The following is a 24,878-nucleotide window of genomic DNA, read 5'->3' as shown; positions in this document are numbered from 1 at the left end:
ATGAAGTTTTACAAGGATTACCGGGTGCAGTATGATGACTGCGATGAGACCAAGCGCTTAAAGCTGACGACCATGATCAACATGCTGATGGAGGTTTCCGAAGCCCAGCTGGCCAATACTCTAGGCAGCGCCAAGGCCATGAATGAGCAGGGACGCGGCTGGGTCGTCACCCAGTATGAGTTCCACGTCAAGCGTCTGCCAAAAGCCCTGGAGGCGGTCAAGGCCTGGACAGAGGCGGCTGGCTACAACCGCTTTCTCTGCTACCGGGACTTTGGCATGGAGGACCTTGAAGGCAACGAATTGCTGACGGTGCGTAGCCAGTGGGTTCTGTTTGACCTTAAGCTGCGCAAGATGCTGCCGACGGACCCAGACTTGGTCAAGGGGATTGGAGCGCCGAAGCTGGCCAAACTGCCGCGCTTTAAGCGCCTGCGGCCACTGGAAGCGTATGACTCCTCCCACGTCTACCGGGTCCGCTATTATGACCTAGACACCAACCACCACATGAACAATGGCCGCTACTTTGACTGGATCGTTGATACCTTGCCGCGGGACTTTTTAAATCAGCACGTGCCCGTGCGGATTGACCTGCGCTTTGACAAGGAAGTGCAGTACGGGGATGAGGCCCAAAGCTGGCTGAAGTTCACGCGGACCAGCCAAGAAGAGTGCCTGTCCCAGCACCTGATCAAGGTGGGCGAAGACGACATGGCCCTTTGTGAGATAGCCTGGCGCAAGTCTTTATGATTTAAAGTCGCTTTTGTGCTTTAATAAGGCTTGATTCTGATTTATCGATAGCCACGGTTTTATTCACGGAGGATTTACAAATTGAAGACTGAATCAAAGACTTTGGGCAAAGTTAAGTTTGGCGCCAAGCTGGAATTGCGCGACGTAATTCTGCTGGGCATGGTGATTGCCATCAAGATCATCCTGGGCAAGTTTACGGTCGGGAGCCAGCTGCTCCAAGTCGGCTTGGGCTTTATCGGCAGCGTCATGCTGGGCTACTTGTTTGGGCCGCTTTGGGGCTTTGCCGGCGGTGCGATCAGCGACCTGGTCAATTCAGCTATTTTTGGCAACATGGGCGGCTTTTTCATCGGCTTTACGCTGACGGCTGCCGTTGGGCCAATGATCTACGGCTTCTTCTTCTACAAGAAGCCTGTTCAGATTTGGCGGGTCATCGCGGCCACTATCATGGTTACGATCGTCTGCAACATTGGGATGAACACCTTGTGGCTGCACATCATGTACAACATGCCATTTATGAAGACTTTGGGCGTTAGAATCGTCAAGGAAATGATTGCTCCTTGGATTCAAATGGTCGTGACCTGGTTTGTGCTGCAGGCCCTGTCACGCGTTGACGCCAGATTGAGAAAATAAGTTAGAAATTGGGGATTCCATTTAATGAAGATTTTGAGCATTTCAACGGCCACCAGCGACTTGAGCGTAGCCTTGAATGACGATGAACAGATTATCAGTGAAACGGTCGAGCCAAACAAGCGCAACCACAGCGTTGACCTTGATCCCGACATCGACAGGCTGCTGCAAGAGCAGGGCCTGTCCTTGAAAGACATTGACCGCTTCGCCGTTGCCATTGGGCCGGGCTCATATACCGGCCTGCGGGTTGGCTTGACCACGGCCAAGATGTTTGCCAGCATTTTAGGCAAGGACTTGGTGGGAATTTCAACCCTGCAGGCCCTGGCCCAGAACTTTGCCGGCCAGGAGGCCCTGGTCGTGCCCGCGCTTGACGCCCGCAACCAGAACTTTTTCGCTGGCGCCTACCGTCAGGCTGAAGCAGTCATTCCAGACGGCCACTATGCTTTAAGCGAGCTTTTGAACCAGCTCAAGGACCAGGAGGACAAGAAGCTCATCTTCCTCGGCAGCGACTTTAGCAAGTACATGGAAATGATCAAAGACCAGCTGGCTGACCGCGAGCTGATTTTTGCCAGCGGAGACGAGAACCTGCTGCACGCCGGCCAGGTTGGCCGCCTCGCGGCCAAAGCCGCGCCAATCGATCCTGACCAGGCCGTCCCGAACTACTTGCGCCGGACCCAGGCTGAATATGACTGGCACAAGAAGACCGGCCAAGCTTTCGCGCCTGACAGCGAATACGTCGAAGAAGTATAGACAGCTGATCCAAATGGGATTGTTTACGCCGCACGTCGCGCCATTTAAGCCGCGCCAGGTCATTATCAAGGGCCAGGCCTATCAGATCAGGCAGGCTGAGGCCAGTCGCCGCCAGATCAGCCAGCTCCTGTACCTGGAAGCTGAAGACTATGATGGAGCGACCCCTTGGGATGGGGAGGCTTTTAAAAGAGAATTGGCCAAGCCAAACTGCCTGTATCTGGCCTGCTATGCCGGCGACCAGCTGGCCGCTGCCATTGGCATGCGCTTTGGCTATGTTCAGGCCCACATTACCTTTGTTGCCGTCGCTCCGGCCAGGCAAGGACAGGGGGTAGCCGGCTGCCTGCTCCGCTTGATGATCGACCTGGCCAAAGCCGCCGGCTACAAGCGCCTGACTTTGGAGGTCGCGGTTGACAACCAGCGGGCAATCGCTGTCTACCGGCATTTGGGCTTTGAGGACAATTTTAAGCGCGAAGGCTACTATACCCATCTTGACGGGTCAACGATGGACGCCTTGGAAATGATCATGTACTTAGGAAGAAAGAAGCAATGAATTTGAACGAGAAGAAAGACATTCGCATCCTGGCTTTTGAAAGCTCCTGTGATGAAACCTCAACCTCAGTCGTCAAGAACGGCTCAGAGATCGAGAGCCTGGTCGTGGCCACCCAAATCAAGAGCCATGCCCGCTTTGGCGGGGTGGTTCCGGAAGTGGCCAGCCGCCACCACATTGAAGTGATTACCCAGATTACCCGGGAAGCTTTGGCTGAAGCCGGCTGCACTTGGCAAGACATTGACGCGATCGCCGTCACTTACGGGCCAGGATTGGTTGGGGCCTTGCTGATCGGGATCAACGCCGCTAAGGCCGCTTCAATGGCGACAGGCATTCCGCTGATCGCCGTGGACCACATCATGGGCCACATTTCGGCCGGCCAGCTGGCAGACACGATCGCATACCCAGCCTTGGCCCTGCAGGTTTCCGGCGGTCATACTGAAATCGTCTTGCTGAAGGATCCAACCCACTTTGAAATTGTGGGCGATACCCGTGATGACGCGGCTGGGGAAGCCTATGACAAGATCGGCCGGGTTCTGGGCATCAACTACCCAGCCGGCAAGACCATTGACCAGTGGGCTCACCAGGGCAAGGATACTTTCAATTTCCCGAGAGCCATGATTGACGAAGACAACTACGACTTCTCCTTCTCTGGCCTGAAGAGTGCCTTCATCAACACCTGCCACCATGCTGACCAGCTTGGCCAGAAGCTGGACAAGTATGATCTGGCGGCCAGCTTCCAGGCCGCGGTCGTTGACGTCCTGGCGGCCAAGACCATCCGGGCGATCAAGCAGTACCAGCCAAAGACCTTTATCATGGGCGGCGGGGTAGCCGCCAACTTGGGCCTGCGCGAGCGGATGGAACAGGAGATCAAGAACTTGGCCCAGCCGCCGAAGGTCGTCCTGCCACCGCTTAAATTGTGCGGCGACAACGCGGCGATGATCGGGGCAGCGGCCTACAACCTGTACAAGGAAGGCAAGTTTGCTGGTCTGGACCTGGATGCCGATCCTTCATTGGAACTCCCATACGCGGCAGACTATCAGTAAGAATGCCAAAAAATAATAATTGAACGCTACAGAAAACAACTAAAAACAATTCAGAATTATTTGCCAATAAGCAAACGAAAGGGCATCCCTTCACTGGGGATGCCCTTTTGCCGTTAATCGATTGTTGATGTTGATATTTTGCGGATTTGGATCTGTTAAAAACAAATCCTGTTTATTGTAAGCCAAAAGAACAAATTAATGCTAATTTCCCAGGATCTTACAACTCAATGTCTAAGAAGCCTACTATTACGGCCTTTTTCAAAGTTTAAGATATTATTTTTTGAGTTGTAACTTAAACTCAGCGAATTCTTCTATCAGTTGATATATCAACTGATAGAGCACTTTGAGTAGTAATTTATGGGAAATGAGCAATTAAGCAAAATCTTCCAGCTTCAGGGAATTTTCTTCCCATTGGGCGCTGACCTTTTCCAATTCCTCCTGGACCGCGGTCAGGTCTTCCTGCAGGGGGCCAAGCTTGGAGAAGTCAGCGGCGATGGCTGGATCAGCCATCTGTTGCTGGATGTCGGCTTCCTTGGCTTCCAATTCGGCCAATTGCTGTTCAGCCTGGTCGACCAGGCGCTGGAGCTTCCGCTTTTCTGAATCCCGCTTCTTCTGCTCCTGGTAGGAGAGCTTGCTGTCGCTGGTCTTGACCGGCGACTGGGGGGCTGCTGGCGCCTTTTCTGCTTCGGCTTGGGCCTGCTTGGCCTTCTCATCCAGATAGTAGGAGTAGTTGCCCTCATAGATCTTGGCGTGGCCGTCCCGGACAGCAACGATCTTGTTGGCCAGCTGGTTGATAAAGTAGCGGTCGTGGGAGACGAAGAGGAGGGTGCCGTCATAGCTGGCCAGCGCCTTCTCCAGGACTTCCTTGGCCTCGATGTCCAAGTGGTTGGTTGGCTCGTCCATCAAAAGGAAGTTGTCGTGCTCCATTGACAGGACGGTCAAGGTCAGCCGGGCTCTTTGCCCGCCGGAAAGCTGGCTGACCTTCTTGTCGATGTCCTTGGCCGTGAACAGGAAGGAGGCCAGGATGGAGCGGATATCTTTTTCATCCATGTCCCGGTGCTTGTCCCAGATGGTGTCGATGACCGTCTTGGAGTAGTCCAGCCCCTGCAGTTCCTGGTCATAGTAGCCAATGTCCAGGCTGGCCCCGTACTTGATGGAGCCGCCTTTTGGCTCTAGCTGCTTGACGACCGTCTTCAGCAGGGTGGACTTGCCAATCCCGTTGGGCCCAATCACCGCGACCCGGTCGCCCTTGTTGATCTGGAAGTCGATGTCGCGCAGCATCACCTTGTCAGGGTAGCCGATGGTCAGGTCCTTGAGAATCAAGACCTCCTTGCCGGATGGTCTGGCGCTCTTGAAGCTGATCCGGACCTTGCCGGAATGCTTAGGCGGGTCAATCAGGTCCATCTTCTCCAGGGCCTTGCGGCGGCTTTGGGCCTGCTTGGTCGTGGAGGCTCTGACGATGTTCTTTTGAATGAACTCTTCCTGGCGCTTGATTTCCTCCTGCTGCTTCTCAAAGGCGGCTTCCTGCTGCTGGTCGCGCAGCTCGCGCTGGGCCAGGTATTGGCTGTAGTTGCCCTTGAAAATGGTCAAAGCCCCGTGGTTCAGCTCAAAGATCTGCGTGGCCAGGTGGTCCAGGAAGTACTGGTCGTGGGAGACCGTGACGATGGCGCCGGGATAGTTCTTCAAGAAGGCTTCCAGCCAGTCCAGGGTGTCCAGGTCCAGGTAGTTGGTCGGTTCGTCCAAAAGCAGCAAGGGCGGCTTCTTAAGCAGGAGCTTGACGAAGCTCAAGCGGGTCTTTTCCCCGCCAGACAGGCTGGCAATCTGCTTTTGCCAAGCAGCCTGCGGGAAGTTGAAGCCGTTGAGCATGGACTTCATTTCGGCTTGGTAGGTATATCCGCCGGCTTGTTCAAAACTGAATTGGGCCTGGTCAAGCTTCTTGAGCAGGTCCTGGTCTTCTGGATGGTCAGCGACCGCGTACTGCAGCTGCTCCAGCTGCTTGCCTTGGTCAATCAGGGGCTGGAAGACCGTAATCATTTCATCCCAGATGGACTTTGACTCGTCAAAGTCGTGCTCCTGGGCAATATAGCCCAGCTCAATTCCCTTGTTGACCGTAAATTCGCCGTGGGTCGCTTCCTGCTTGCCGGTCATGATCTTGAGCAGGGTGGTCTTGCCGACCCCGTTGGGGCCGACCAGGCCGATCCGGGCGTTGTTTTCAATTGTAAAGTTTACGTTGCTGAATAATGGAGTCGCGCCAAAGCGCTGCTCCAAGTCATGTCCTTGTGCAATTATCATATCTTTTTTCACCTTGTCACATTCTATCATACAGTAGGATTATAAAGGAAAAAGATTGAATTTTATTTTGTGAAAAAAGTCCTATTTTTTGCGTAAAAGCAAATATTGTGAAATTGCATCTTGTCAACTGACGGGAAAAACTATTATTATAATAAGTGATTGATTAGAGATTCACATTCACAAGACAAATGAAATGGGAGGCTTTTTATGAGCAAAATTAAGATTCCCAAGGCTACGGCAAAACGCTTGCCGCTCTACTACCGCTACTTGCTGCTCTTAAATGATGAAGGCAAAGACAAGGTTTCCTCAACTGAACTGGCGGAAGCAGTGCAGGTAGACAGCGCCTCCATTCGGCGCGACTTTTCCTACTTTGGGGCCTTGGGCAAGCGGGGCTATGGCTATGACGTCAAGAACCTGCTGAGCTTTTTCAAGAAGATTCTGAACCAGGACACCTTGACCAACGTGGCCCTGGTCGGGGTCGGCAATCTGGGCCATGCCCTGTTGAACTACAACTTCAAGCGCAGCAACAATATCAGAATTTCCTGTGCCTTCGACATCAACCCCGAGATTACCGGCAAGATCATGCAGGGCGTGCCGGTCTACTCCATGGAGGAAATGAAGAAGCAGATTGCTGACCAGCAGATCCGCATCGCGATCCTGACCGTTCCCCAGTCCACGGCTCAAAAGACGGCGGATGAAATGATTGAAGCTGGCATCAAGGGGATCATGAACTTTACCCCGATCCGTTTGTCTGCGCCAAGCGGCGTGCGGGTCCAGAACGTGGACCTGGCTACGGAGCTGCAGACTTTGATCTACTTCCTTGACTCCGACCAGCTGGCCGAAAAACAGGCTGAAAATGAGCAAAATAAATAGGCAAATGACACTTTTTAGCACTCGAAGCTAAAAAGTGCTATTTTTTTCTTGCATTCTTTGCAAAAAGGGCTTATTATCATACTTGTAAGTTAGCACTTGGAAAACAAGAGTGCTAAACACTTTGATTAAGACTATTATTTCAGGAGGGACAAACGTGTTACAACCAATTGGAGATCGCGTGATCGTTGAAGTTAAGAAAGAAGAAGAACAAACCGTTGGTGGCATCGTACTTGCTTCCAACGCTAAGGAAAAGCCAACCCAAGGCAAGGTTGTTGCCGTAGGTGCTGGCGCTTATGCTGAAAACGGCAGCAAGCTTCCTATGACCGTCCAAGAGGGCGATGAAGTCGTATACGACAAGTACTCTGGCACCAAGGTTAAGTATGAAGGCCAAGAATACTTGGTATTGCACGAAAAAGACATTTTGGCAATCGTTAAGTAATTTAAGGAGTGCAGATAAAAGATGGCAAAAGACATTAAGTTTTCAGAAGACGCAAGACGTTCACTTTTAAACGGGGTTGACAAGCTGGCCAACACGGTTAAGACCACTTTGGGGCCTAAGGGCAGAAACGTAGTTTTGGAACAAAGCTACGGCAACCCAACCATCACCAATGACGGCGTAACCATCGCCAAGGCCATTGAATTGAAAGACCACTACGAAAACATGGGCGCCAAGCTGGTTGCGGAAGCTGCTTCAAAGACCAACGACATCGCCGGTGACGGTACGACGACGGCTACGGTTTTGACCCAAGCAATCGTTCAAGAAGGCATGAAGAACGTCGTTGCCGGGGCTAACCCAGTTGGCATCCGCCGCGGGATTGAAAAGGCCACCAAGGCTGCCGTAGACGAATTGCACAAGAACAGCCACGAAGTTTCCAGCCGGGACCAAATTGCCCAAGTTGCTTCTATTTCAAGTGCTTCAAGCGAAGTCGGCAACCTGATCGCTGACGCCATGGAAAAGGTCGGCAACGACGGCGTCATCACCATCGAAGACTCCCGCGGGATTGAAACTGAATTGAGCGTCGTTGAAGGGATGCAATTCGACCGCGGCTACCTGTCACAATACATGGTAACTGACAACGACAAGATGGAAGCCGACTTGGAAAACCCATACATCTTGATTACTGACAAGAAGATCTCCAATGTCCAAGACATTCTGCCATTGCTGCAAGGCATCGTTCAACAAGGCCGTGCCCTCTTGATCATTGCTGACGACGTAACTGGCGAAGCTTTGCCAACCTTGGTCTTGAACAAGATCCGCGGGACCTTCAACGTCGTTGCCGTTAAGGCTCCTGGCTTTGGCGACCGCCGCAAGGAACAACTGGCTGACATCGCTGCCTTGACTGGCGGTACGGTCATCTCAGACGACCTTGGCCTGGAACTCAAGGACACCAAGCTTGAACAATTGGGTCAAGCCCGCCGCGTAACGGTTACTAAGGACTCAACCACGATCGTTGACGGCTCAGGCTCAAAGGAAGCCATCCAAGAACGCGTTGACACCATTAGAAAGCAAATCGAAGTTACTACTTCCGACTTCGACAAGAAGAAGCTGCAAGAACGCTTGGCTAAATTGGTCGGCGGTGTAGCAGTCATTCACGTTGGTGCCGCAACTGAAACTGAATTGAAGGAACGCCGCTACCGGGTTGAAGACGCCTTGAACGCTACCCGCGCGGCCGTTGACGAAGGCTACGTAGCCGGTGGTGGTACTGCTTTGGTCAACGTTGAAAAGGCCGTAAGCGAAGTCAAGGGTGAGACCCCAGACGAACAAACCGGGATCAACATCGTTTTGAAGGCTTTGACCGCTCCTGTTCGTCAAATTGCCCAAAACGCCGGCAAGGACGGCTCAGTCGTCGTTGAACACCTGCGTCACGTTGACCCAGAAGTCGGCTACAACGCTGCAAATGACGAATACGTCAACATGATTGACGAAGGGATCATCGACCCAACCAAGGTTACCCGTTCAGCTTTGCAAAACGCTGCTTCAATTGCCAGCCTGCTTTTGACCACTGAAGCTGTCGTGGCTGAAATCCCAGAAGACAAGCCAGAAGCTCCTGCCGCTGGCGCTCAACCAGGGATGATGTAAACTGACTGAAAAGACAACAAGACAAAGAATTACTGCAAGAAGAGCTTAGCCCTGGGCTAGGCTCTTTTTGTCGTTTTTGGATTTGCTGTTGGCGGGATAAACGTTTGTTTGGAAAAATAATGTATAATAGAAGGCAACTGAATTACGTGAGGGAGATCTTTAATGCCAAAGAAAGCCACGACTCCAATGATGGAGCAATACTACAAAATCAAGGAACAGTACCCGGATGCCTTTCTCTTCTACCGGGTCGGGGACTTTTACGAATTGTATGAAGACGACGCGGTCAAGGGCTCGCAGATTCTGGAGCTGACCCTGACCCACCGGTCCAATAAGTCAGCCAATCCGATCCCAATGGCTGGGGTGCCGCACATGGCCGTTGACTCCTACGTCAACACCCTGGTCGAAAAGGGCTACAAGGTGGCGATCTGTGAGCAGCTGGAAGACCCCAAGAAGGCCCAGGGAATGGTCAAGCGGGGGATTATCCAGCTGGTCACGCCTGGGACGCGCATGGCTTCAGGCCCGGAAGACGGGGCAGAAGCCAACTACTTGACCAGCGTCATTGCCAAGAAGAGCGGCTATGGCCTGGCTTACAGCGACTTGTCCACGGGGGAGATTTTTGCCACCCACGTCAAGCGGTTCGCTGAGGTTTTCAATGAGCTCCTGTCCTTAAGAACCAGGGAAGTGGTTTTTGACGGGCAGATGAAGCAGGATGAACGCGAAAGCCTGCAAAAGTCCAACATTACCATCTCCGTGCCGGCAGAGCTTGCTGGGGAGCATGCTGAAATTTCTTATGCTGAGCAGAATCTGACCGACTCCCTGGAAAGAGCCGCGACCAGGCAGCTAGTGGTCTACCTTTTGGCAACCCAGAAGCGGAGCCTGGCCCATTTGCAGGCAGCTGAAAGCTTTGAAGTCGGCCAGTACCTGCAGATGTCCAACACCGTCCAGCGGAATCTGGAATTGACCGAGTCAGCCACGACCGGCAAAAAGCAGGGCTCCTTGTTCTGGGTCCTGGATAAGACCAGTACCGCCATGGGCGGCCGCCTGCTTAAGCAGTGGCTGAGCCGGCCGCTCTTGAGCCAAGAGAAGATCAAGCGCCGGCAAGACTTGGTCCAGGCCCTGCTGGATGAATACTTCAGCCGGGAAAATATCGTCGATGCCTTGAAGGGCGTCTATGACCTGGAGCGGCTCAGCGGGCGGATTGCTTTTGGCAGCGTCAACCCGCGCGAATTGCTGCAGCTGTCCCGGACCTTAAATGCCGTCCCGGCCATTCTCCAGGCCTTGAGCGAGTCAGGCAATGAGGTCTTGGCCAGCTATGGGCAGGCAATCGATCCTTTGGGTGAAATCGCGGAGACCATTCAGAACACGATCGTCGATGACCCGCCGGTTTCCAGCACTGATGGCGGCATTATCAAGGCCGGCGTCAGCGAGGAGCTGGACAAGTACCGTGAGGTCATGAACGGCGGCAAGCAGTGGCTGGCCCAAGAAGAGCTGGCTGAGCGGCAGCGGACCGGCATCGACAACTTGAAGATCGGCTACAACCGGGTCTTTGGCTACTTCATCCAAGTCTCCAAGGGCAACGTCTCCAAGGTGCCGCAAGACCGCTACACGAGAAAGCAGACCCTGACCAACGCCGAGCGCTACATCACGCCGGAATTGAAGGAGCATGAAAGCCTGATCCTGGAAGCGGAAAGCCGGTCAACGGACCTGGAGCATGAATTGTTCGTTCAGCTGCGCGACGCGATCAAGCAGCATATTCCGCAGCTGCAGACCTTGGGCCGCCAGCTGGCTGCTTTGGACGTCTGCGTGGCTTTTGCCAAGGTAGCAGAAGAGAAGAACTACTGCCGGCCAGTCTTCGTGGACCGGCAGGACCTTGAAGTCAAGAACGGCCGCCACCCGGTCGTTGAAAACGTTCTGGGCGCCGGCAACTATATCCCCAACGACCTGGAGATGGATGAGGATACCAGCATCTACTTGATTACCGGCCCGAACATGTCCGGCAAGAGCACCTACATGCGCCAAGCCGCTTTGATTGCCATTATGGCCCAAGTCGGCTCCTTCGTGCCGGCTGATTCGGCCCAATTGCCGATTTTTGACCAGATCTTTACCAGAATTGGTGCCGCTGACGACCTGTATTCCGGCAAGAGCACCTTTATGGTTGAAATGAGCGAGGCCAATGAAGCCTTGCAGCGCGCGACGCCAAGGTCCTTGATCCTGTTTGACGAAATTGGCCGCGGGACCGCCACTTACGACGGGATGGCCCTGGCCGGCGCGATCATCAAGTACCTGCATGACAAGGTTGGGGCCAAGACCCTGTTTGCCACCCACTACCATGAGCTGACCGACCTGGACCAGACTTTGCCGCACTTGAAGAACATTCACGTTGGGGCCACGGAAGAAAATGGCAAGCTGATCTTCCTGCACAAGATCCTGCCCGGCCCAGCCGACCAGTCTTACGGGATTCACGTGGCCAAGCTGGCTGGTCTGCCCAAGAAGGTGCTGCGGGACGCCTCTACCATGCTTAAACGCCTGGAGGCCCAAGGAGCAGGGGAGATCAATGAGCCAGTGGCTGAGCAGCTGAGCCTGTTTGCCCCAGCTCCAGAGGTCAGCGAGCCGGATCCACTGGCGGAAAGCCGCCAGGATCTGCTGGATGAGATCAGCCAGGTGGACTTGAATGAGCAGACCCCGCTGGAAGTCATGCAGCTGGTGGCTGACTGGCAGAAGAAATTAAAGGATGAGGGCTGAGCAGACTATGGCCAAGATTCATGAACTATCCGAAAACCTGACCAACCAGATTGCGGCCGGCGAAGTCATCGAGCGGCCGGCCAGCGTGGTCAAGGAGCTGGTGGAAAACGCCATCGATGCCCAAGCCACGCGGATCAGGGTGGAAGTCAAGAAGTCCGGACTATTGGAAGTCGCCGTCCAGGACAACGGGACAGGGATCGCGCCTGACCAGATTGACTTGGCTTTTATGCGCCACGCCACCAGCAAGATTGCCAATGAGCATGACCTGTTCAATATCGCGACCTTGGGCTTTAGAGGCGAAGCCCTGGCCTCAATTGCCGCCGTTGCCCACGTGGAGATTCTGACGTCAACGGACGGACAATTGGGCACCAGAGCCGGCTTTGCCGGCGGGGCCAAGACTTTCCAAGAAGACGCGGGCAGCGCCAAGGGGAGCAAGATTACGGTCCGCGACCTGTTTTACAATACGCCAGCCAGATTGAAGTACTTGAAGAGCCCCAGAACGGAGCTCATGAAGATTGTCGACATCGTCAACCGGATCGCCTTGGGCCACCCTGAAATCAGCCTGACTTTGACCAGCGAAGGCAAGGTGCTTTTGCGCACTTCCGGCAACGGCAACCTCCAGCAGGATGTGGCCAACATTTACGGGCGCAAAGTTGCTGAGCAGATGGTCAAGATTGAAAGCGAAGACCCCGACTTCACGGTTTACGGCCTGGTTTCCAAGCCGGAATTGTCCAGATCCAGCCGGAACTTTATCTCCATTCTGCTGAATGGCCGCTACATTAAGAACTATGCCCTGGCCTCAGCCCTGCTGGACGGCTACGGGACCAAGCTTTCCGGCAAGAAGTACCCGATCGCGGTCGTCGCGATTGAGGCCGATCCGCTCTTGGTCGACGTCAACGTCCACCCGACCAAGGAAGAGGTCCGCTTGTCCAAGGAAAAGGAACTCAGCCGTCTGCTGACGAGCGCGGTGACTGACGCCTTGCTGGCAGGGGAGGAGGATCCCCTTTTCCGCCTGACTCCGTACAAAAATTCCACCCAGCAAGAGCAGCTGGAATTCAACCTGAACCAAAAGGTAGTCGATACCCGGCGGCCGGACACCTTTTCCTTGCAGGATGACCTGGCAGTCAGCGAGCCGGCTAAAGTGCCAGCGCCGGAGAAAAAAGCGGTCAAGGCGCGAAAAGCCGAATACGTTGATTTAAACCAGGTCAGAGAAGACGACCAGTATGTCCTGACCAAGACCTGGGACGCCAACGTGTTGGCCCAGCAGCAGCTTAAGCCTTTTGAAGAGGACGTCAGCGGGGAAGCAGTCATCGCTCCCGCGGACAAGGTTCTGGCCAACAATATGCCGGCCTTGACGCTGCTGGGGCAGATCAATGGCTGTCTAGTGGCCGCCCATGAAGGCGACTTGTATCTGGTTGACCAGCTGGCTGCCCGCCGGCGCTTGGATTATGACGAGATCATGGGCAGCCTGACCCAGGAGACCAACTACCAGCAAGGGCTGCTGGAGCCCTTGGTCTTTGATTTTGGCAGCCTGGACTACGAGCGCCTGCTGGATGCCTTGCCGCTGCTGGACAAGATCGGCCTGCACCTGGAAGACTTCGGGCAAAATTCCCTGGTCATGCGGACTTATCCAACCTGGCTGACTGGCGATCTGGAAAGCGAAGTCCGCGGCTTGCTGGACATCTTCTTGAATGGCCGGCAGATGACCGGGGAGAAGCTGCTGAAGGCGATTGCCGCCCAGGCAGCTGAAATCAACGCGGGCCGGCGGGTCAATTTGACCAATGCCGAGGCCAGCCAGCTGCTCGCTGCCCTGCGCAAGGCCTCAAATCCTTACCAGGACGCCAGCGGCAGAACCGCGGTCGTGCGCCTGAGTGCCAATGACCTGCGCAAGCTGTTCAACAAGTAAAGCAGAGACAAAGCAGATTAAAGACTGAGGATAAAAGCAGATGTATGAATATTTTGATGGAGTCGTGACCCTGATCACGCCTGGCTATATCGTCCTGGAAGCGGGCGGAATTGGCTATAAGATCTACAGTCCCGTTCCTTACGCTTACCATGAAGGCGACAAGGCCCGGGTATGGGTCGAGCAGGTCGTCCGCGACACCGGCATTACCCTGTATGGCTTTCGCAGCCAGCAGGACAAGGGCTTGTTTATGAAGCTCAACCAGGTTTCCGGCATTGGGCCCAAGTCGGCTTTGGCCATTATGGCGGCCCAAGACAACGGCGCCTTGGCATCAGCGATTGAGAACGGGGAAGTCAAGTATCTGACCCGCTTCCCGGGCATTGGCAAGAAGACGGCCTCCCAAATCGTCCTGGACTTAAAGGGCAAGATGGGGGCATATGTTGGCGAGAACCTCTTCAATGAGTATGAAGACCAGCCAAAAGCAGCTGAAGCGGTCACGCCCGAGCTGCACGATGCCTTGCTGGCCTTGGCGGCTTTGGGCTACACCCAAAAAGAGCTTGACCGGATCACGCCTAAATTGGCCAAGCTGACTGGCCTGTCGGCTGACGACTACACCAGAAAGGGTCTGGCCCTGCTTTTGAAGAAGGCCTAGCTGGCAATTAGCGCAGTAGGAAAAGGAGAGATTGAATGACGGATGAACACATCACTTCCCAGGAGACCGCGGGTCCAGGGGAAGAAGCGATGGAATTGTCCTTGAGACCCCAATACCTGTCCCAGTACATTGGGCAGACCAGGGTCAAAAAAGACATGGAGATCTATATCAAGGCCGCCAAGCAGCGCGACGAGGCCCTGGACCATGTCCTGCTTTACGGCCCGCCTGGCTTGGGGAAGACGACCATGGCGTTTGTCATCGCCAATGAACTGGGCGTCAAGCTCAAGAGCATCAGCGGTCCGGCCATTGAAAGAGCCGGGGACCTGGTGGCTCTCTTGTCAGACCTGGATCCCGGGGATGTCCTGTTTATCGACGAAATCCACCGCCTGGCCAAGCCGGTGGAAGAGGTCCTTTATTCCGCGATGGAAGACTACTATGTCGATATCGTGGTTGGGGAGGGGCAGACGACGCACGCGGTGCACCTGCCTTTGCCGCCTTTCACCTTGATCGGGGCCACGACTTTGGCCGGCCAGCTGTCCGCACCTTTGCGCGACCGCTTTGGGATCGTGGAGCACATGCAGTATTATGAGGTCAAGGATCTGGAGGATATCGTCCTGCGCTCAAGCGCGGTCTTCCACACCAAGATCTCGCCAGAAGCCGCCCATGAACTGGCCCGCCGGTCCCGGGGAACGCCCCGGGTGGCCAACCGCCTGCTCAAGCGGGTCCGCGACTTTGCCGAGGTCAAGGGCGAAAGCGAGATCTCCCTGGCAACCACGGCCCAGGCCCTGCACCAGCTGCAAGTGGATAGCGCCGGGCTGGACCAGACTGACCGCAAGCTCTTGCTGACCATGATCATGAGCTATGGCGGCGGCCCGGTCGGCATCAGGACCCTGGCTTCCAATATTGGGGAAGACCGGGAAACGATTGAGTCTTTGTATGAGCCATATCTGCTGCAAAAAGGCTTCATCGTCATGACGCCCCGGGGACGCGTGGTGACCGACAAGGCCTACCGGCAGCTCAATCTGCCGCTTCCTGGCGAAGAATAGGCGTAAATACTGCAAAAAAATTAGCGATACAGTATAATTGATGTTATCGTTCAAAAAACAAAGATTTATTTATGAGGTGGACTATATTGAATACTTTCGCATTAGCTGCGCAAGCTGGCAACGGTGCTGGCAGCCAGCTGTTCATGATCATTATTTTGGTGGTTTTGTTCGGTTTTACCTACTTCACCATGATTAAGCCGCAAAAGAAGCAGCAGCGAGAACGTCAGGAAATGATGAACAAGCTGCAAAAGGGCGACCAGGTCGAAATGGTTGACGGCCTGCACGGCAAGATCGACTCGATCAACGATGAAGACAAGACGGTCGTTTTGGACGCGGATGGGATCTACTTGACCTTCTCCCGCCTGGCAGTCAGAACCGTCTTGAAGAAGGCTTCAGCTGAAGACGCCAAGCCAGTAGCCGAAAAGCCTGCAGAAGCAGACGGCCAAGAAGCTGACTCAACTGACGAAAAGTAAACAAGCAATTTTAAAAACAAAACGTTTTTTCGCAACGTTTTGTTTTTTTTCGTGTCTGGAACTTGCTAAAATAAAAGCAGTTGAAACAATAGTTATTCTAAGGGGTACAAAATGAACAATATTCCAACAGTGATGATTATTTTTGGCGGCAGCGGGGATCTGGCCCACCGGAAGATCTATCCCGCCTTGTTTAACCTTTACCGCAGCGGCTTGATTCACGACAATTTTGCCGTGATCGGAACGGCGCGGCGGCCTTGGTCGCATGAATACCTGCGCGGGCAGGTTGCCGACGCGGTGCATGAGACCTACGGGGAGGTCGATGAAACTGACCTGGAAGCCTTTGCCAGCCACTTCTACTACCAGTCACACGACGTGACCAACGTTGAGCACTACGTGACCTTGAAGAAGCTGGCCCAAGAGCTGGATGAGCGCTACTCCTGCCAAGGCAACCGCATCTTCTACATGGCCATGGCGCCAAGCTTCTTTGGCACGATCGCGGAGCACATTGCCGACCAGAAGCTGACGGGCAGCGGCTTCAACCGCCTGGTGGTTGAAAAGCCATTCGGGACCAGCCTGGAGACGGCGGAAGTCTTGAACAAGCAGATCAACGGCTCCTTTGATGAAGAGCAGGTTTTCCGGATTGACCACTATCTGGGCAAGGAAATGGTGCAGAACATCCTGCCTTTGCGGCTGAGCAATCCAATGATCAAGAGCATCTGGAACAAGGATTGCATCAAGAACATCCAGGTGACCCTGGCTGAGCGCCTTGGCGTTGAAGCGCGGGGCGGCTACTACGATGCTTCTGGTGCCATGCGCGACATGGTGCAGAACCACATCTTCCAGATCATCACCCTTTTGGCCATGCCAGAACCAGCCAGCCTGGCTGACACTGACATTCACGCGGCTAAGGAAGCCCTGCTGGATTCTTTGGAAATTCCTGATGAGGCGGAAGTCGCGGCCGGTTTTGTCCGCGGCCAGTACGGCGGCACCGAGACTACTTTTGCCTACACCAGCGAGCCCAACGTTGATCCTGAATCCAAGACTGAGACCTTCGTGGCCGGCCGGGTGAAATTTGACCAGGGGCCACTTGCCGGAGTCCCGATCTACTTCCGGACTGGCAAGGAAATGAAGGAAAAGCGGACCAGAATCGACATCGTCTTGAAGGACATGGCCGGCATTTACGGCGAAACCGGCGAAAACAGCATTACCATTGAAGTCGACCCGGCCAGCGAAATCTATCTCACTATCAACGGCAAGACCATCCAGGGCGGGGGCTTGCGCCGCGAACGCCTGGCCTACAAGTTCAGTCCGGAAGAGCAGGCCCAAGTCCCAGATGGCTATGAGCGCTTGATCCACGACGTTTTCGTCAACGACTCCACCAACTTCACCAAGTGGAAGGAGCTCAAGCGCTACTGGGAATTCGTGGACGCCGTTGAAGATGCTTGGCAGAAGCAGAACGAAAGCGGCCAAAAGCCGCTGACTTATGCCCCGTACAAGATGGGACCAGCTGAATCCAAGCAGGTTTTTGCTAATCCAACCGACCGCTGGATCTACTGATTGATGAAAAAATAAATACGAAGAGACGAAATGAAAGATGAAGACCTGCTGCCGCGAAATGACTGTTCGCGGCGGATCATCCATTTGGACATGGATGCCTTCTATGCCTCAGTGGAAATGCGGGATCATCCGGAATTGCGCGGCAAGGCCGTCGTGATTGCCCAAGACCCCCGTCTGCATGGCGGGCACGGGGTGATCGCGACGGCTAATTACCGGGCGCGGAAATACGGGGTTGGCAGCGCCATGCCGGCCATCAAGGCCATCCAGCAGATTCCAAAAGAAGAGCTGGTCTTTGTCGACCCGGATTTTGCCAAGTACCATGCCGTTTCCGACCAAGTCCATGCCATCATGCACGAAGTGACTGACCAGATTGAAACGGTGGCCTTGGATGAAGCATATCTGGACGTGACCCAGAACAAGCTGCAGCGAAGCTCAGTAATTGAATTGGGCTGCTATATGCAGCAGAAAATCTATGCCGAGCTGCAGCTGACATGCTCTTTTGGGGCCAGCTACAACAAGTTTCTGGCCAAGATGGGGTCAGAGTACGCCAAGCCGTTTGGCCGCACCGTGATTCTGCCGCAAGAGGCGCGCGCTTTTTTGGCCAAGCAGGACATCAAGGAGTTTCCGGGCATTGGCAAGAAGACCCAGGCCGCCTTGCGGGACTTAGGCATCAACAACGGCGCTGACCTGCGGGCTTTTGGGACCAGAAAGCTGCTGGAGAAGTTCAAGAAGGCGGGCTACTATATGGCCATGCAGGCCTATGGCATTGACCTCTCGCCGGTCAGATCCACGCGCCAGCGCAAGTCCTTGGGCAAGGAGCGGACTTTTGAGCCGGAAATCTATGATCCAGTCCAGGCCCAGACCTTGCTGCGCCAGTATTGCGGCGAGATTGCTCAAAGCCTGCAGGCGCGGGGACTAGTGGCGCGGGTTCTGGTCTTAAAATTGCGCGACCGGGATTTCAATACCATTACCAGACGCCAGCAGCTGCCAGCGGCAAGCAACAAGGCGGCGGACTTTTATCCAGTGGCGAAGGAGCTGCTGGACCGGGAGCCGGAGTTTATCGAAAATGGCCTCCGCTTGCTGGGGGTTTCCGGGGGCGACCTGTCTGGAGCGCGGTATGAAGAGATTTCCCTTTTTCCAACTGACGAATGAGAAAAAAGTGGCAGTTTAGCTTTGAAAATAGCGCGAGCCGGCTTTTTTTGCTAAAATAGGTAGCCGAATAAATAGGAGGTACCCATGAACACGTTTGACGAAATTTTAGGCAAAATCAAAGAATACGACACGATCATCCTGCACCGGCACACCAACCCGGACCCTGATGCCATTGGCTCACAAGCAGGCCTGGCCAAGTCCCTGCGCCTGGCTTTCCCAGAGAAGACCATTCTCTGCACGGGCGAAAACGACGTTGGCGACCTGGCTTGGATCAATACGATGGATGAAGTCAAGGACAGTGACTATGAAGGTGCCCTGGTCATCACCACGGACACGGCCAACACGCCAAGAGTTTCCGACAAACGCTACAACATGGGCGACTTCCTGATTAAGATTGACCACCACCCAGACGTTGACCAATACGCTGACATGGAATACGTTGACCCTACGGCCAGCGCGGCCAGCGAATTGATTGCCGACTTCATCGACCAGGAAAAGCTGCCGCTGAACCAGGAAATTGCCTTGGCCCTGTACGCCGGCATCGTTGGCGACACTGGGCGCTTTTTGTACGACGCGACGACCACCCACACCTTTGAAGTTGCCGCGCGCTTGAAGGCAACCGGCATCGATACTGCCCAAATTGCCCGCAGCATCAGCGAAGTTACCCTGGGTCAGGCCAAGCTTCAGAACCTGTCAATCGACAAATTGGCGATTGACGAGGAAACTGGCGCGGCTTTGGCGGTCATTTCCCAGGCTGACTTAAAGCAGCTGGGCGTCAGCCAGGCGGAAGCTTCCGCCTGCGTGTCCAGTCCTGGCCGCATCCGCGGCATTCTGGCCTGGATCGTGGCCGTGGAAAAGGGCGATGGGACCTACCGGATTCACTACCGGTCAAAGGGGCCTTTCATCCACAAGCTGGCTGAAAGCCACGATGGCGGCGGCCACGAGCTGGCCTCAGGCGCCAACGCCAAGGATGCTGCCGAAGTTGACCAGATCTACCGTGAATTGGTCGACGCATGCAAGAACTACAAGGAAGAACACCCGAATGACTAATATTTTTGAAGACACTCGTTTACGCCCCGAATTGCGGGCGGGCTTGGCCAAGATCGGCTTTAAGAAGGCGACCAAGGTCCAAAGCGCGGTCATCCCGGTCATGCTGGACCACCAAAGCGTGATCGTCCAGGCCGCGACTGGGTCAGGCAAGACCCACGCCTACCTGCTGCCGCTCTTGAACGACATTGATCCGGCAGACCAATGCGTGCAAGCTATCGTGACCGCGCCAAGCCGGGAGCTGGCTGACCAGCTCTACCAGGTGGCCCGCCAGTTGCGGGATGCCTCCGGTCTGGCAATCTCGATTGCCCACTTGGCCGGCGGGAGCGACCGCGACCGGCAGATCGCCAAGTTTGCCCAAAACAAGCCTCAGCTGATCGTAGCCACGCCAGGGCGGCTGCTGGACTTTGCCGATAAGAAGATCCTGGTCCTGGACCGGGTAAAGAACTTCGTCATCGACGAAGCCGACATGACTTTGGACATGGGCTTTTTAAGCGACGTTGACAAGGTGGCGGCCCGACTGCCGAAGGACGTGGTCATGTCCGCCTTTTCAGCCACGATCCCGGTCAAGCTGGCCAATTTCCTGCGCAAGTACATGGCCAAGCCCCAGGAAATCGTAATCGACAACCCAGCCGTGATTGCCCCAACCATCAAGAACGACCTGCTGGATATCGGGTCAAAGGACCGCAAGAAGATCGTCTACCAGCTCTTGACCATGGGTCAGCCATACCTGGCCCTGGTTTTTGCCAACACCAAGCAAAAGGTGGACGAATTGGCGGCCTACCTGAGCGAAAAGGGCCTGCGCGTGGCCAAGATCCACGGCGGCATTACTGAGCGCGAGCGCAAGCGGACCTTGCGCGAAGTCAGAAACGGCCAGTTCCAGTACCTGGTTGCCAGCGACCTGGCTGCCCGCGGGATCGACATTGATGGGGTCAGCCTGGTCATCAACTATGAAATTCCCAAGGACTTGGAATTCATGATCCACCGGATCGGCCGGACGGGCCGCAACGGCCTGCCAGGCCATGCCGTGACCCTGATCCGGGAAGAAGAGATGGACCGGGTGGCTGGCCTGGAAAAGATGGGCGTCCACTTTGACTTCGTTGAAATCAAGGGCGGCGAGTTGACCGCGAGAAGCCACTACCGCAGAAGAGACAACCGCAAGGCGGCCAAGACCCGGACAGTCAATGCCCAGACCAAGGGGATCGTGGCTAAGGCCAAGCGCAAGAAAAAGCCCGGCTACAAGAAGAAGATCAAGCAGGCCATCCAAGAAGACAACCGCCAGCAGCGGAAACTGGAGCAGCGCCATGAAATGCGCCACCAAAAGCGCCTGCGCAAGCGCAAGCGCGAGCAAGGCCGTTGACAGCTGCCCGCTTAAAGTAGTAAAATGAATCTCGTTTAAGATATGTTTCTTGCTTTCAGGATTCAAAGAGAGAGCCAGGCCGGTGAGAAGGGCTTATCCCAGAGCAGGAAATGCTCCTTAAAGCGATCACAATGAGATAATTAAGAGGTAACAAGCACTGTTGCAATCAAGGTGGTACCGCGTTTCTTGAGCGTCCTTGAATTTCACGCGACTGTGCTTGTTTTTGTTTTGTTTTATTTGTAGGAGATTTCGATGAAGAAATTAAACAGTTCTGAATTTCGGCAAATGTTCCTGGACTTCTTCCACGAACACGGCCACATGGTGATGCCATCAGCCAGCCTGATCCCGCAAGATGACCCAACCTTGCTGTGGATCAACTCCGGCGTTGCGACGATGAAGAAGTACTTTGACGGCTCCGTCGTTCCTAAGAACCGCCGGATCACCAGCTCACAAAAGTCAATCAGAACCAACGACATTGAAAACGTCGGCAAGACGGCCCGCCACCAGACCCTGTTTGAAATGCTGGGCAACTTCTCAGTTGGCGACTACTTCAAGGAAGAAGCGATTCCTTGGGCTTGGGAATTCCTGACCAGTCCAAAGTGGCTGGACCTGGACAAGGACAAGCTGTACGTGACCGTCTACCCAAAGGACACGGAAGCTCACCGCATTTGGCATGAAGTCGTAGGTCTGCCAGAAGACCACATCGTGCAGCTGGAAGACAACTTCTGGGACATCGGTGAAGGCCCTTGTGGTCCTGACTCAGAAATCTTCTACGACCGTGGCCAGGAAAACAATGACGTGGCTGAAGACGACCCGGAAAACTTCCCAGGCGGCGAGAACGCCCGCTACCTGGAAATCTGGAACATCGTGTTCTCAGAATTCAACCACTTGCCAGACGGCCGCTACGTTGAGCAGCCACACAAGAACATCGATACCGGGATGGGTCTGGAACGCGTGCTTTCAATCCTGCAAGACGCCCCAACCAACTTCGAAACCGACTTGTTCCTGCCAATCATTCACGCGACTGAAGAAATGACCGCAGGCAAGAAGTACGCGGACAACAAGGCTGACGACACTTCCTTCAAGATCATCGCCGACCACATCCGCGCCATCTCCTTTGCCATTGGCGACGGCGCCCTGCCAGGCAACAACGGCCGTGGCTACGTTTTGCGCCGCTTGCTGCGGCGGGCAGCCTTGAACGGCCGCAAGCTGGGCATCCAAGGGCCATTCCTCTACAAGCTGGTGCCAGTTGTCGGCGACATCATGAAGAGCCACTACCCAGAAGTGATCAACCAGGCAGCCTTCATCAGCAAGGTCGTCAAGAACGAAGAAGACCGCTTTGGCGCTACTCTTGAAGCCGGCCTGACCCTGCTGGACGACTTGATCGGCAAGGCCAAGGAAAGCGACGACAAGACCATCTCCGGCAAGGACGCCTTCAAGATGTTCGACACTTACGGCTTCCCATACGAACTGACCTTTGAAGCAGCGCAAGACAACGGCCTGAAGGTTGACAAGAAGGGCTTTGACGCTGAAATGGAAGCCCAGAAGGAACGGGCCCGCAAGGCCCGGGGCGACTTGCAGTCAATGGGCTCACAAGACGAAACCTTGATGAGCTTGAAGGACGCAAGTACTTTTGACTACGGCGTATATGAAGAAAAGAGCAAGCTGATTGACATCATCGTCAACGACCAGCTGGTAGACAAGGCTGACGGCGAAAAGGCCACCCTGGTCTTTGACCACACTCCTTTCTACGCTGAACGGGGCGGCCAAGTGGCTGACCACGGGGAAATCCTGGACGAAGACGGCAATCTGGTTGCGACCGTGGTTGACGTTCAGCACGCGCCTAACGACCAAAACCTGCACTTCGTTGACGTGACCCTGCCACTGGAAAAGGGCAAGACCTACACGTTGAAGATTGACAAGGCCCGCCGTGAAGGCCTGCGTCACTCACACTCAGCGACCCACCTCTTGCACGCTGCCCTGCGGCAAGTCTTGGGTGAGCACACCCACCAAGCCGGCTCAGTCGTTGAGCCAGACTATCTGCGCTTTGACTTCACCTCCCTGGACCCAACGACGCCAAGAGAGCTGAAGACGGTTGAAAAGATCGTCAACCAAAAGATCTGGGAAGCAATCCAGGTCAAGACGACCGAAACCGACCCAGACACTGGCCGCAAGATGGGGGCTTTGGCCCTCTTTGACGGCAAGTACGCCGATAAGGTCCGCGTGGTTCAAATGGACGACTTCTCAATTGAATTCTGTGGTGGGACCCACTGCGACAACACTTCGCAAATCGGGATCTTCAAGATCGTTTCAGAGCAGGCGATCGGTGCCGGCGTCAGAAGAATTGAAGCCGTAACCTCTAAGCTGGCTTACGAATACCTGGCTGGTCGCTCAGAAATGCTTGACGAATTGCAGGCTGAAGTCAAGGCAACGAAACCAGAAGGCATCAAGACTAAGGTTGCCTCCCTGCAAGAAGACCTGCGCGCTGCCCAAAAGCAGAATGCCGCCTTTGAAGCCCAAATCAACAAGGCCAAGGCGGGCAAGATCTTCGACAACGTAAAGACGGTTGCCGGCCTCAGCGTCATCGCCACGATTGCTGACGTCAACAGCATGAACGACTTGCGGGAAATCGCCGACCAATGGAAGGCTGAAAACAAGTCAGACGTCCTGATCCTCGGCTTGAAGGCTGACGGCAAGGCCAACATGCTGGTCAGCCTGGGCCAAAAGGCCCTGGACAAGGGCCTGAAGGCTGGCGACATGATCAAGTCCGTTGCCCGCATCTTCGGCGGCGGCGGCGGTGGCCGGCCAAACATGGCCCAAGCCGGCGGCAAGAAGCCAGAAGGCTTGCAAGACGCGATCGATGCTGCTGTCTCACTTTTGGACAACAACTAAAGAAAGCGGCACTGAGGCCAATCAGATCAATTGAGTTCGCTTGGCTTTTTCAGTAAAATAGAAAAAAGAGGGGGAATAACAATGAGTTCGCTTGATAAGACGATGCACTTTGATTTTAATCAAAACAAGGGCAAGAACATTCACGATACCTTGGAAGACGTATACAAGGCGCTTGAAGAAAAGGGTTATAATCCAATCAACCAAATTGTGGGCTACCTGCTTTCAGGCGACCCGGCGTACATCCCGCGGCACAATGACGCCCGGAACCTGATCCTGCGTCATGAACGTGATGAGATTATTGAAGAGCTCGTCAAGAGCTACCTTGGCAAGGACAAGTAATGCGGCTGCTTGGCTTGGATGTCGGCTCGCGCACGATTGGCGTCGCGGTCAGCGATCCCTTGGGGATCACGGCGCAGCCGCTGGAAACGATTCAAATTGACGAGACCCGCCACAACTTTGGCATGCGGAGCTTGAAGAAGCTGGTCCGGGAATATGAGCCGGAAGCCTTCGTCTTGGGCTTGCCCAAGAAGCTGGACGGCTCAGCCGGGGCTTCCGTTGACCGGAGCCACGCGATGGGGGAAAGATTGGCCAAGAAATTCGGCCTGCCCGTCTACTACTCCGATGAACGCTTGACTACGGTTGAATCGGAGCGGGTGCTCGTTGAAGAAGCTGGCATGCATGATCGCCGCGAACGCAAAGAAGTCGTCGATCAGCTTGCGGCCGTCTTGATTTTGCAAAATTATTTAGATTTACATCGAAAGGACTAACCATGGCAGTACAAATCGATCCTACTTCCGGCAACACTGACCGGCAAATCACCTTGGTTGACGAAAACGGCAACGAGGAATTGTTCGAAGTATTGTTTACCTTCCACTCAGAAGACAACGACAAGTCTTACATTTTGCTTTACCCAGCAGCTGTAGATGACGACGATGAAATTGAGGTTCAAGCCTTCAGCTATGACGCCGACGAAGACGGCGACGTCACCAGCAGCGACTTGCACGAAATTGAGTCTGACGCTGAATGGGACATGGTTCAAGGGGTGCTCAACACCTTCTTGGACGATGAGCGCTTGAGTGGCGACGAACAATAGTTAAA

22 protein-coding genes are annotated in these 24,878 nt (G+C 54.6%); 21 read left to right on the top strand and 1 reads right to left on the bottom strand.

Annotated elements, in window-relative coordinates:
* The 5 genes from OCH80_RS05160 to tsaD all read left to right on the top strand — a co-directional run bounded on the left by OCH80_RS05160 (position 1) and on the right by tsaD (position 3,711).
* A complete protein-coding gene (locus OCH80_RS05160) occupies positions 1 to 741 on the top strand; it encodes an acyl-[acyl-carrier-protein] thioesterase (RefSeq protein ID WP_404538539.1) in 741 nt (246 codons plus the stop codon).
* An 81-nt stretch (positions 742 to 822) separates the two neighbouring features.
* Positions 823 to 1,371 (top strand): folate family ECF transporter S component, encoded by a 549-nt coding sequence (locus OCH80_RS05155; protein WP_404538536.1) that lies wholly within the window; start codon positions 823 to 825, stop codon positions 1,369 to 1,371.
* Between the two features lie 24 nt (positions 1,372 to 1,395).
* Positions 1,396 to 2,118, top strand: a complete 723-nt coding sequence (gene tsaB, locus OCH80_RS05150; protein ID WP_404538533.1) for a tRNA (adenosine(37)-N6)-threonylcarbamoyltransferase complex dimerization subunit type 1 TsaB — start codon at positions 1,396 to 1,398, stop codon at positions 2,116 to 2,118.
* Between the two features lie 13 nt (positions 2,119 to 2,131).
* Positions 2,132 to 2,668: a GNAT family N-acetyltransferase gene (locus OCH80_RS05145; RefSeq protein ID WP_404538530.1), complete on the top strand. Its 537-nt coding sequence runs from the start codon at positions 2,132 to 2,134 to the stop codon at positions 2,666 to 2,668.
* Positions 2,669 to 2,670: 2 nt separating this feature from the next.
* Positions 2,671 to 3,711: a tRNA (adenosine(37)-N6)-threonylcarbamoyltransferase complex transferase subunit TsaD gene (gene tsaD, locus OCH80_RS05140; protein WP_404538590.1), complete on the top strand. Its 1,041-nt coding sequence runs from the start codon at positions 2,671 to 2,673 to the stop codon at positions 3,709 to 3,711.
* Between the two features lie 372 nt (positions 3,712 to 4,083).
* Here the strand turns inward: tsaD and OCH80_RS05135 are convergent, their stop codons facing one another.
* Positions 4,084 to 6,003 (bottom strand): ABC-F family ATP-binding cassette domain-containing protein, encoded by a 1,920-nt coding sequence (locus OCH80_RS05135; protein ID WP_404538527.1) that lies wholly within the window; start codon positions 6,001 to 6,003, stop codon positions 4,084 to 4,086.
* Positions 6,004 to 6,210: 207 nt separating this feature from the next.
* On the opposite strand from OCH80_RS05135, the gene OCH80_RS05130 reads away from it, so the two are divergent.
* From OCH80_RS05130 to OCH80_RS05055, 16 genes are all read left to right on the top strand, one after another.
* A complete protein-coding gene (locus OCH80_RS05130; protein WP_302188057.1) occupies positions 6,211 to 6,876 on the top strand; it encodes a redox-sensing transcriptional repressor Rex in 666 nt (221 codons plus the stop codon).
* A gap of 154 nt (positions 6,877 to 7,030) precedes the next feature.
* Positions 7,031 to 7,315 (top strand): co-chaperone GroES, encoded by a 285-nt coding sequence (gene groES, locus OCH80_RS05125; protein ID WP_206989376.1) that lies wholly within the window; start codon positions 7,031 to 7,033, stop codon positions 7,313 to 7,315.
* 21 nt (positions 7,316 to 7,336) lie between these two features.
* Positions 7,337 to 8,956, top strand: coding sequence for a chaperonin GroEL (gene groL, locus OCH80_RS05120; protein ID WP_154548172.1), 1,620 nt, complete (start codon positions 7,337 to 7,339; stop codon positions 8,954 to 8,956).
* A 162-nt stretch (positions 8,957 to 9,118) separates the two neighbouring features.
* Positions 9,119 to 11,698: a DNA mismatch repair protein MutS gene (mutS, locus tag OCH80_RS05115; protein ID WP_404538522.1), complete on the top strand. Its 2,580-nt coding sequence runs from the start codon at positions 9,119 to 9,121 to the stop codon at positions 11,696 to 11,698.
* Positions 11,699 to 11,705: 7 nt separating this feature from the next.
* The gene (mutL, locus tag OCH80_RS05110) at positions 11,706 to 13,604 is read left to right on the top strand and encodes a DNA mismatch repair endonuclease MutL (protein WP_404538519.1); all 1,899 of its coding nucleotides are present in this window, start codon (positions 11,706 to 11,708) and stop codon (positions 13,602 to 13,604) included.
* 40 nt (positions 13,605 to 13,644) lie between these two features.
* Positions 13,645 to 14,253: a Holliday junction branch migration protein RuvA gene (ruvA, locus tag OCH80_RS05105; RefSeq protein WP_154548168.1), complete on the top strand. Its 609-nt coding sequence runs from the start codon at positions 13,645 to 13,647 to the stop codon at positions 14,251 to 14,253.
* Between the two features lie 35 nt (positions 14,254 to 14,288).
* Complete coding sequence (gene ruvB / locus OCH80_RS05100; protein WP_404538516.1) at positions 14,289 to 15,299, top strand: Holliday junction branch migration DNA helicase RuvB; 1,011 nt, start codon at positions 14,289 to 14,291, stop codon at positions 15,297 to 15,299.
* An 86-nt stretch (positions 15,300 to 15,385) separates the two neighbouring features.
* Complete coding sequence (gene yajC / locus OCH80_RS05095) at positions 15,386 to 15,772, top strand: preprotein translocase subunit YajC (RefSeq protein WP_404538513.1); 387 nt, start codon at positions 15,386 to 15,388, stop codon at positions 15,770 to 15,772.
* Positions 15,773 to 15,883: 111 nt separating this feature from the next.
* On the top strand, positions 15,884 to 17,329 hold the full coding sequence (gene zwf, locus OCH80_RS05090; protein ID WP_404538510.1) for a glucose-6-phosphate dehydrogenase: 1,446 nt from the start codon (positions 15,884 to 15,886) through the stop codon (positions 17,327 to 17,329).
* Positions 17,330 to 17,359: 30 nt separating this feature from the next.
* Positions 17,360 to 18,481 (top strand): DNA polymerase IV, encoded by a 1,122-nt coding sequence (gene dinB, locus OCH80_RS05085; RefSeq protein ID WP_206989388.1) that lies wholly within the window; start codon positions 17,360 to 17,362, stop codon positions 18,479 to 18,481.
* An 84-nt stretch (positions 18,482 to 18,565) separates the two neighbouring features.
* Positions 18,566 to 19,531, top strand: a complete 966-nt coding sequence (locus OCH80_RS05080; protein ID WP_154548158.1) for a bifunctional oligoribonuclease/PAP phosphatase NrnA — start codon at positions 18,566 to 18,568, stop codon at positions 19,529 to 19,531.
* The gene (locus OCH80_RS05075; protein ID WP_404538506.1) at positions 19,524 to 20,888 is read left to right on the top strand and encodes a DEAD/DEAH box helicase; all 1,365 of its coding nucleotides are present in this window, start codon (positions 19,524 to 19,526) and stop codon (positions 20,886 to 20,888) included. Before OCH80_RS05080 ends, OCH80_RS05075 begins: the two co-directional genes overlap by 8 nt.
* A gap of 252 nt (positions 20,889 to 21,140) precedes the next feature.
* Positions 21,141 to 23,780 carry an alanine--tRNA ligase gene (gene alaS / locus OCH80_RS05070; protein WP_404538503.1) on the top strand — a complete coding sequence of 880 codons (2,640 nt, stop codon included), beginning with the start codon at positions 21,141 to 21,143 and terminating at the stop codon, positions 23,778 to 23,780.
* Positions 23,781 to 23,861: 81 nt separating this feature from the next.
* Positions 23,862 to 24,119 (top strand): IreB family regulatory phosphoprotein, encoded by a 258-nt coding sequence (locus OCH80_RS05065; protein WP_302188049.1) that lies wholly within the window; start codon positions 23,862 to 23,864, stop codon positions 24,117 to 24,119.
* Positions 24,119 to 24,547, top strand: coding sequence for a Holliday junction resolvase RuvX (ruvX, locus tag OCH80_RS05060; RefSeq protein ID WP_154548152.1), 429 nt, complete (start codon positions 24,119 to 24,121; stop codon positions 24,545 to 24,547). The genes OCH80_RS05065 and ruvX overlap by 1 nt, the downstream gene beginning before the upstream one ends.
* 2 nt (positions 24,548 to 24,549) lie before the next feature.
* A complete protein-coding gene (locus OCH80_RS05055; RefSeq protein ID WP_154548150.1) occupies positions 24,550 to 24,873 on the top strand; it encodes a DUF1292 domain-containing protein in 324 nt (107 codons plus the stop codon).
* Positions 24,874 to 24,878: the final 5 nt, after the last annotated feature.

The organism is Lactobacillus sp. 23-2, from assembly GCF_044902225.1.
Lineage (GTDB): Bacteria > Bacillota > Bacilli > Lactobacillales > Lactobacillaceae > Lactobacillus > Lactobacillus absianus.
This window is presented reverse-complemented; position numbering and strand designations above follow the sequence as displayed.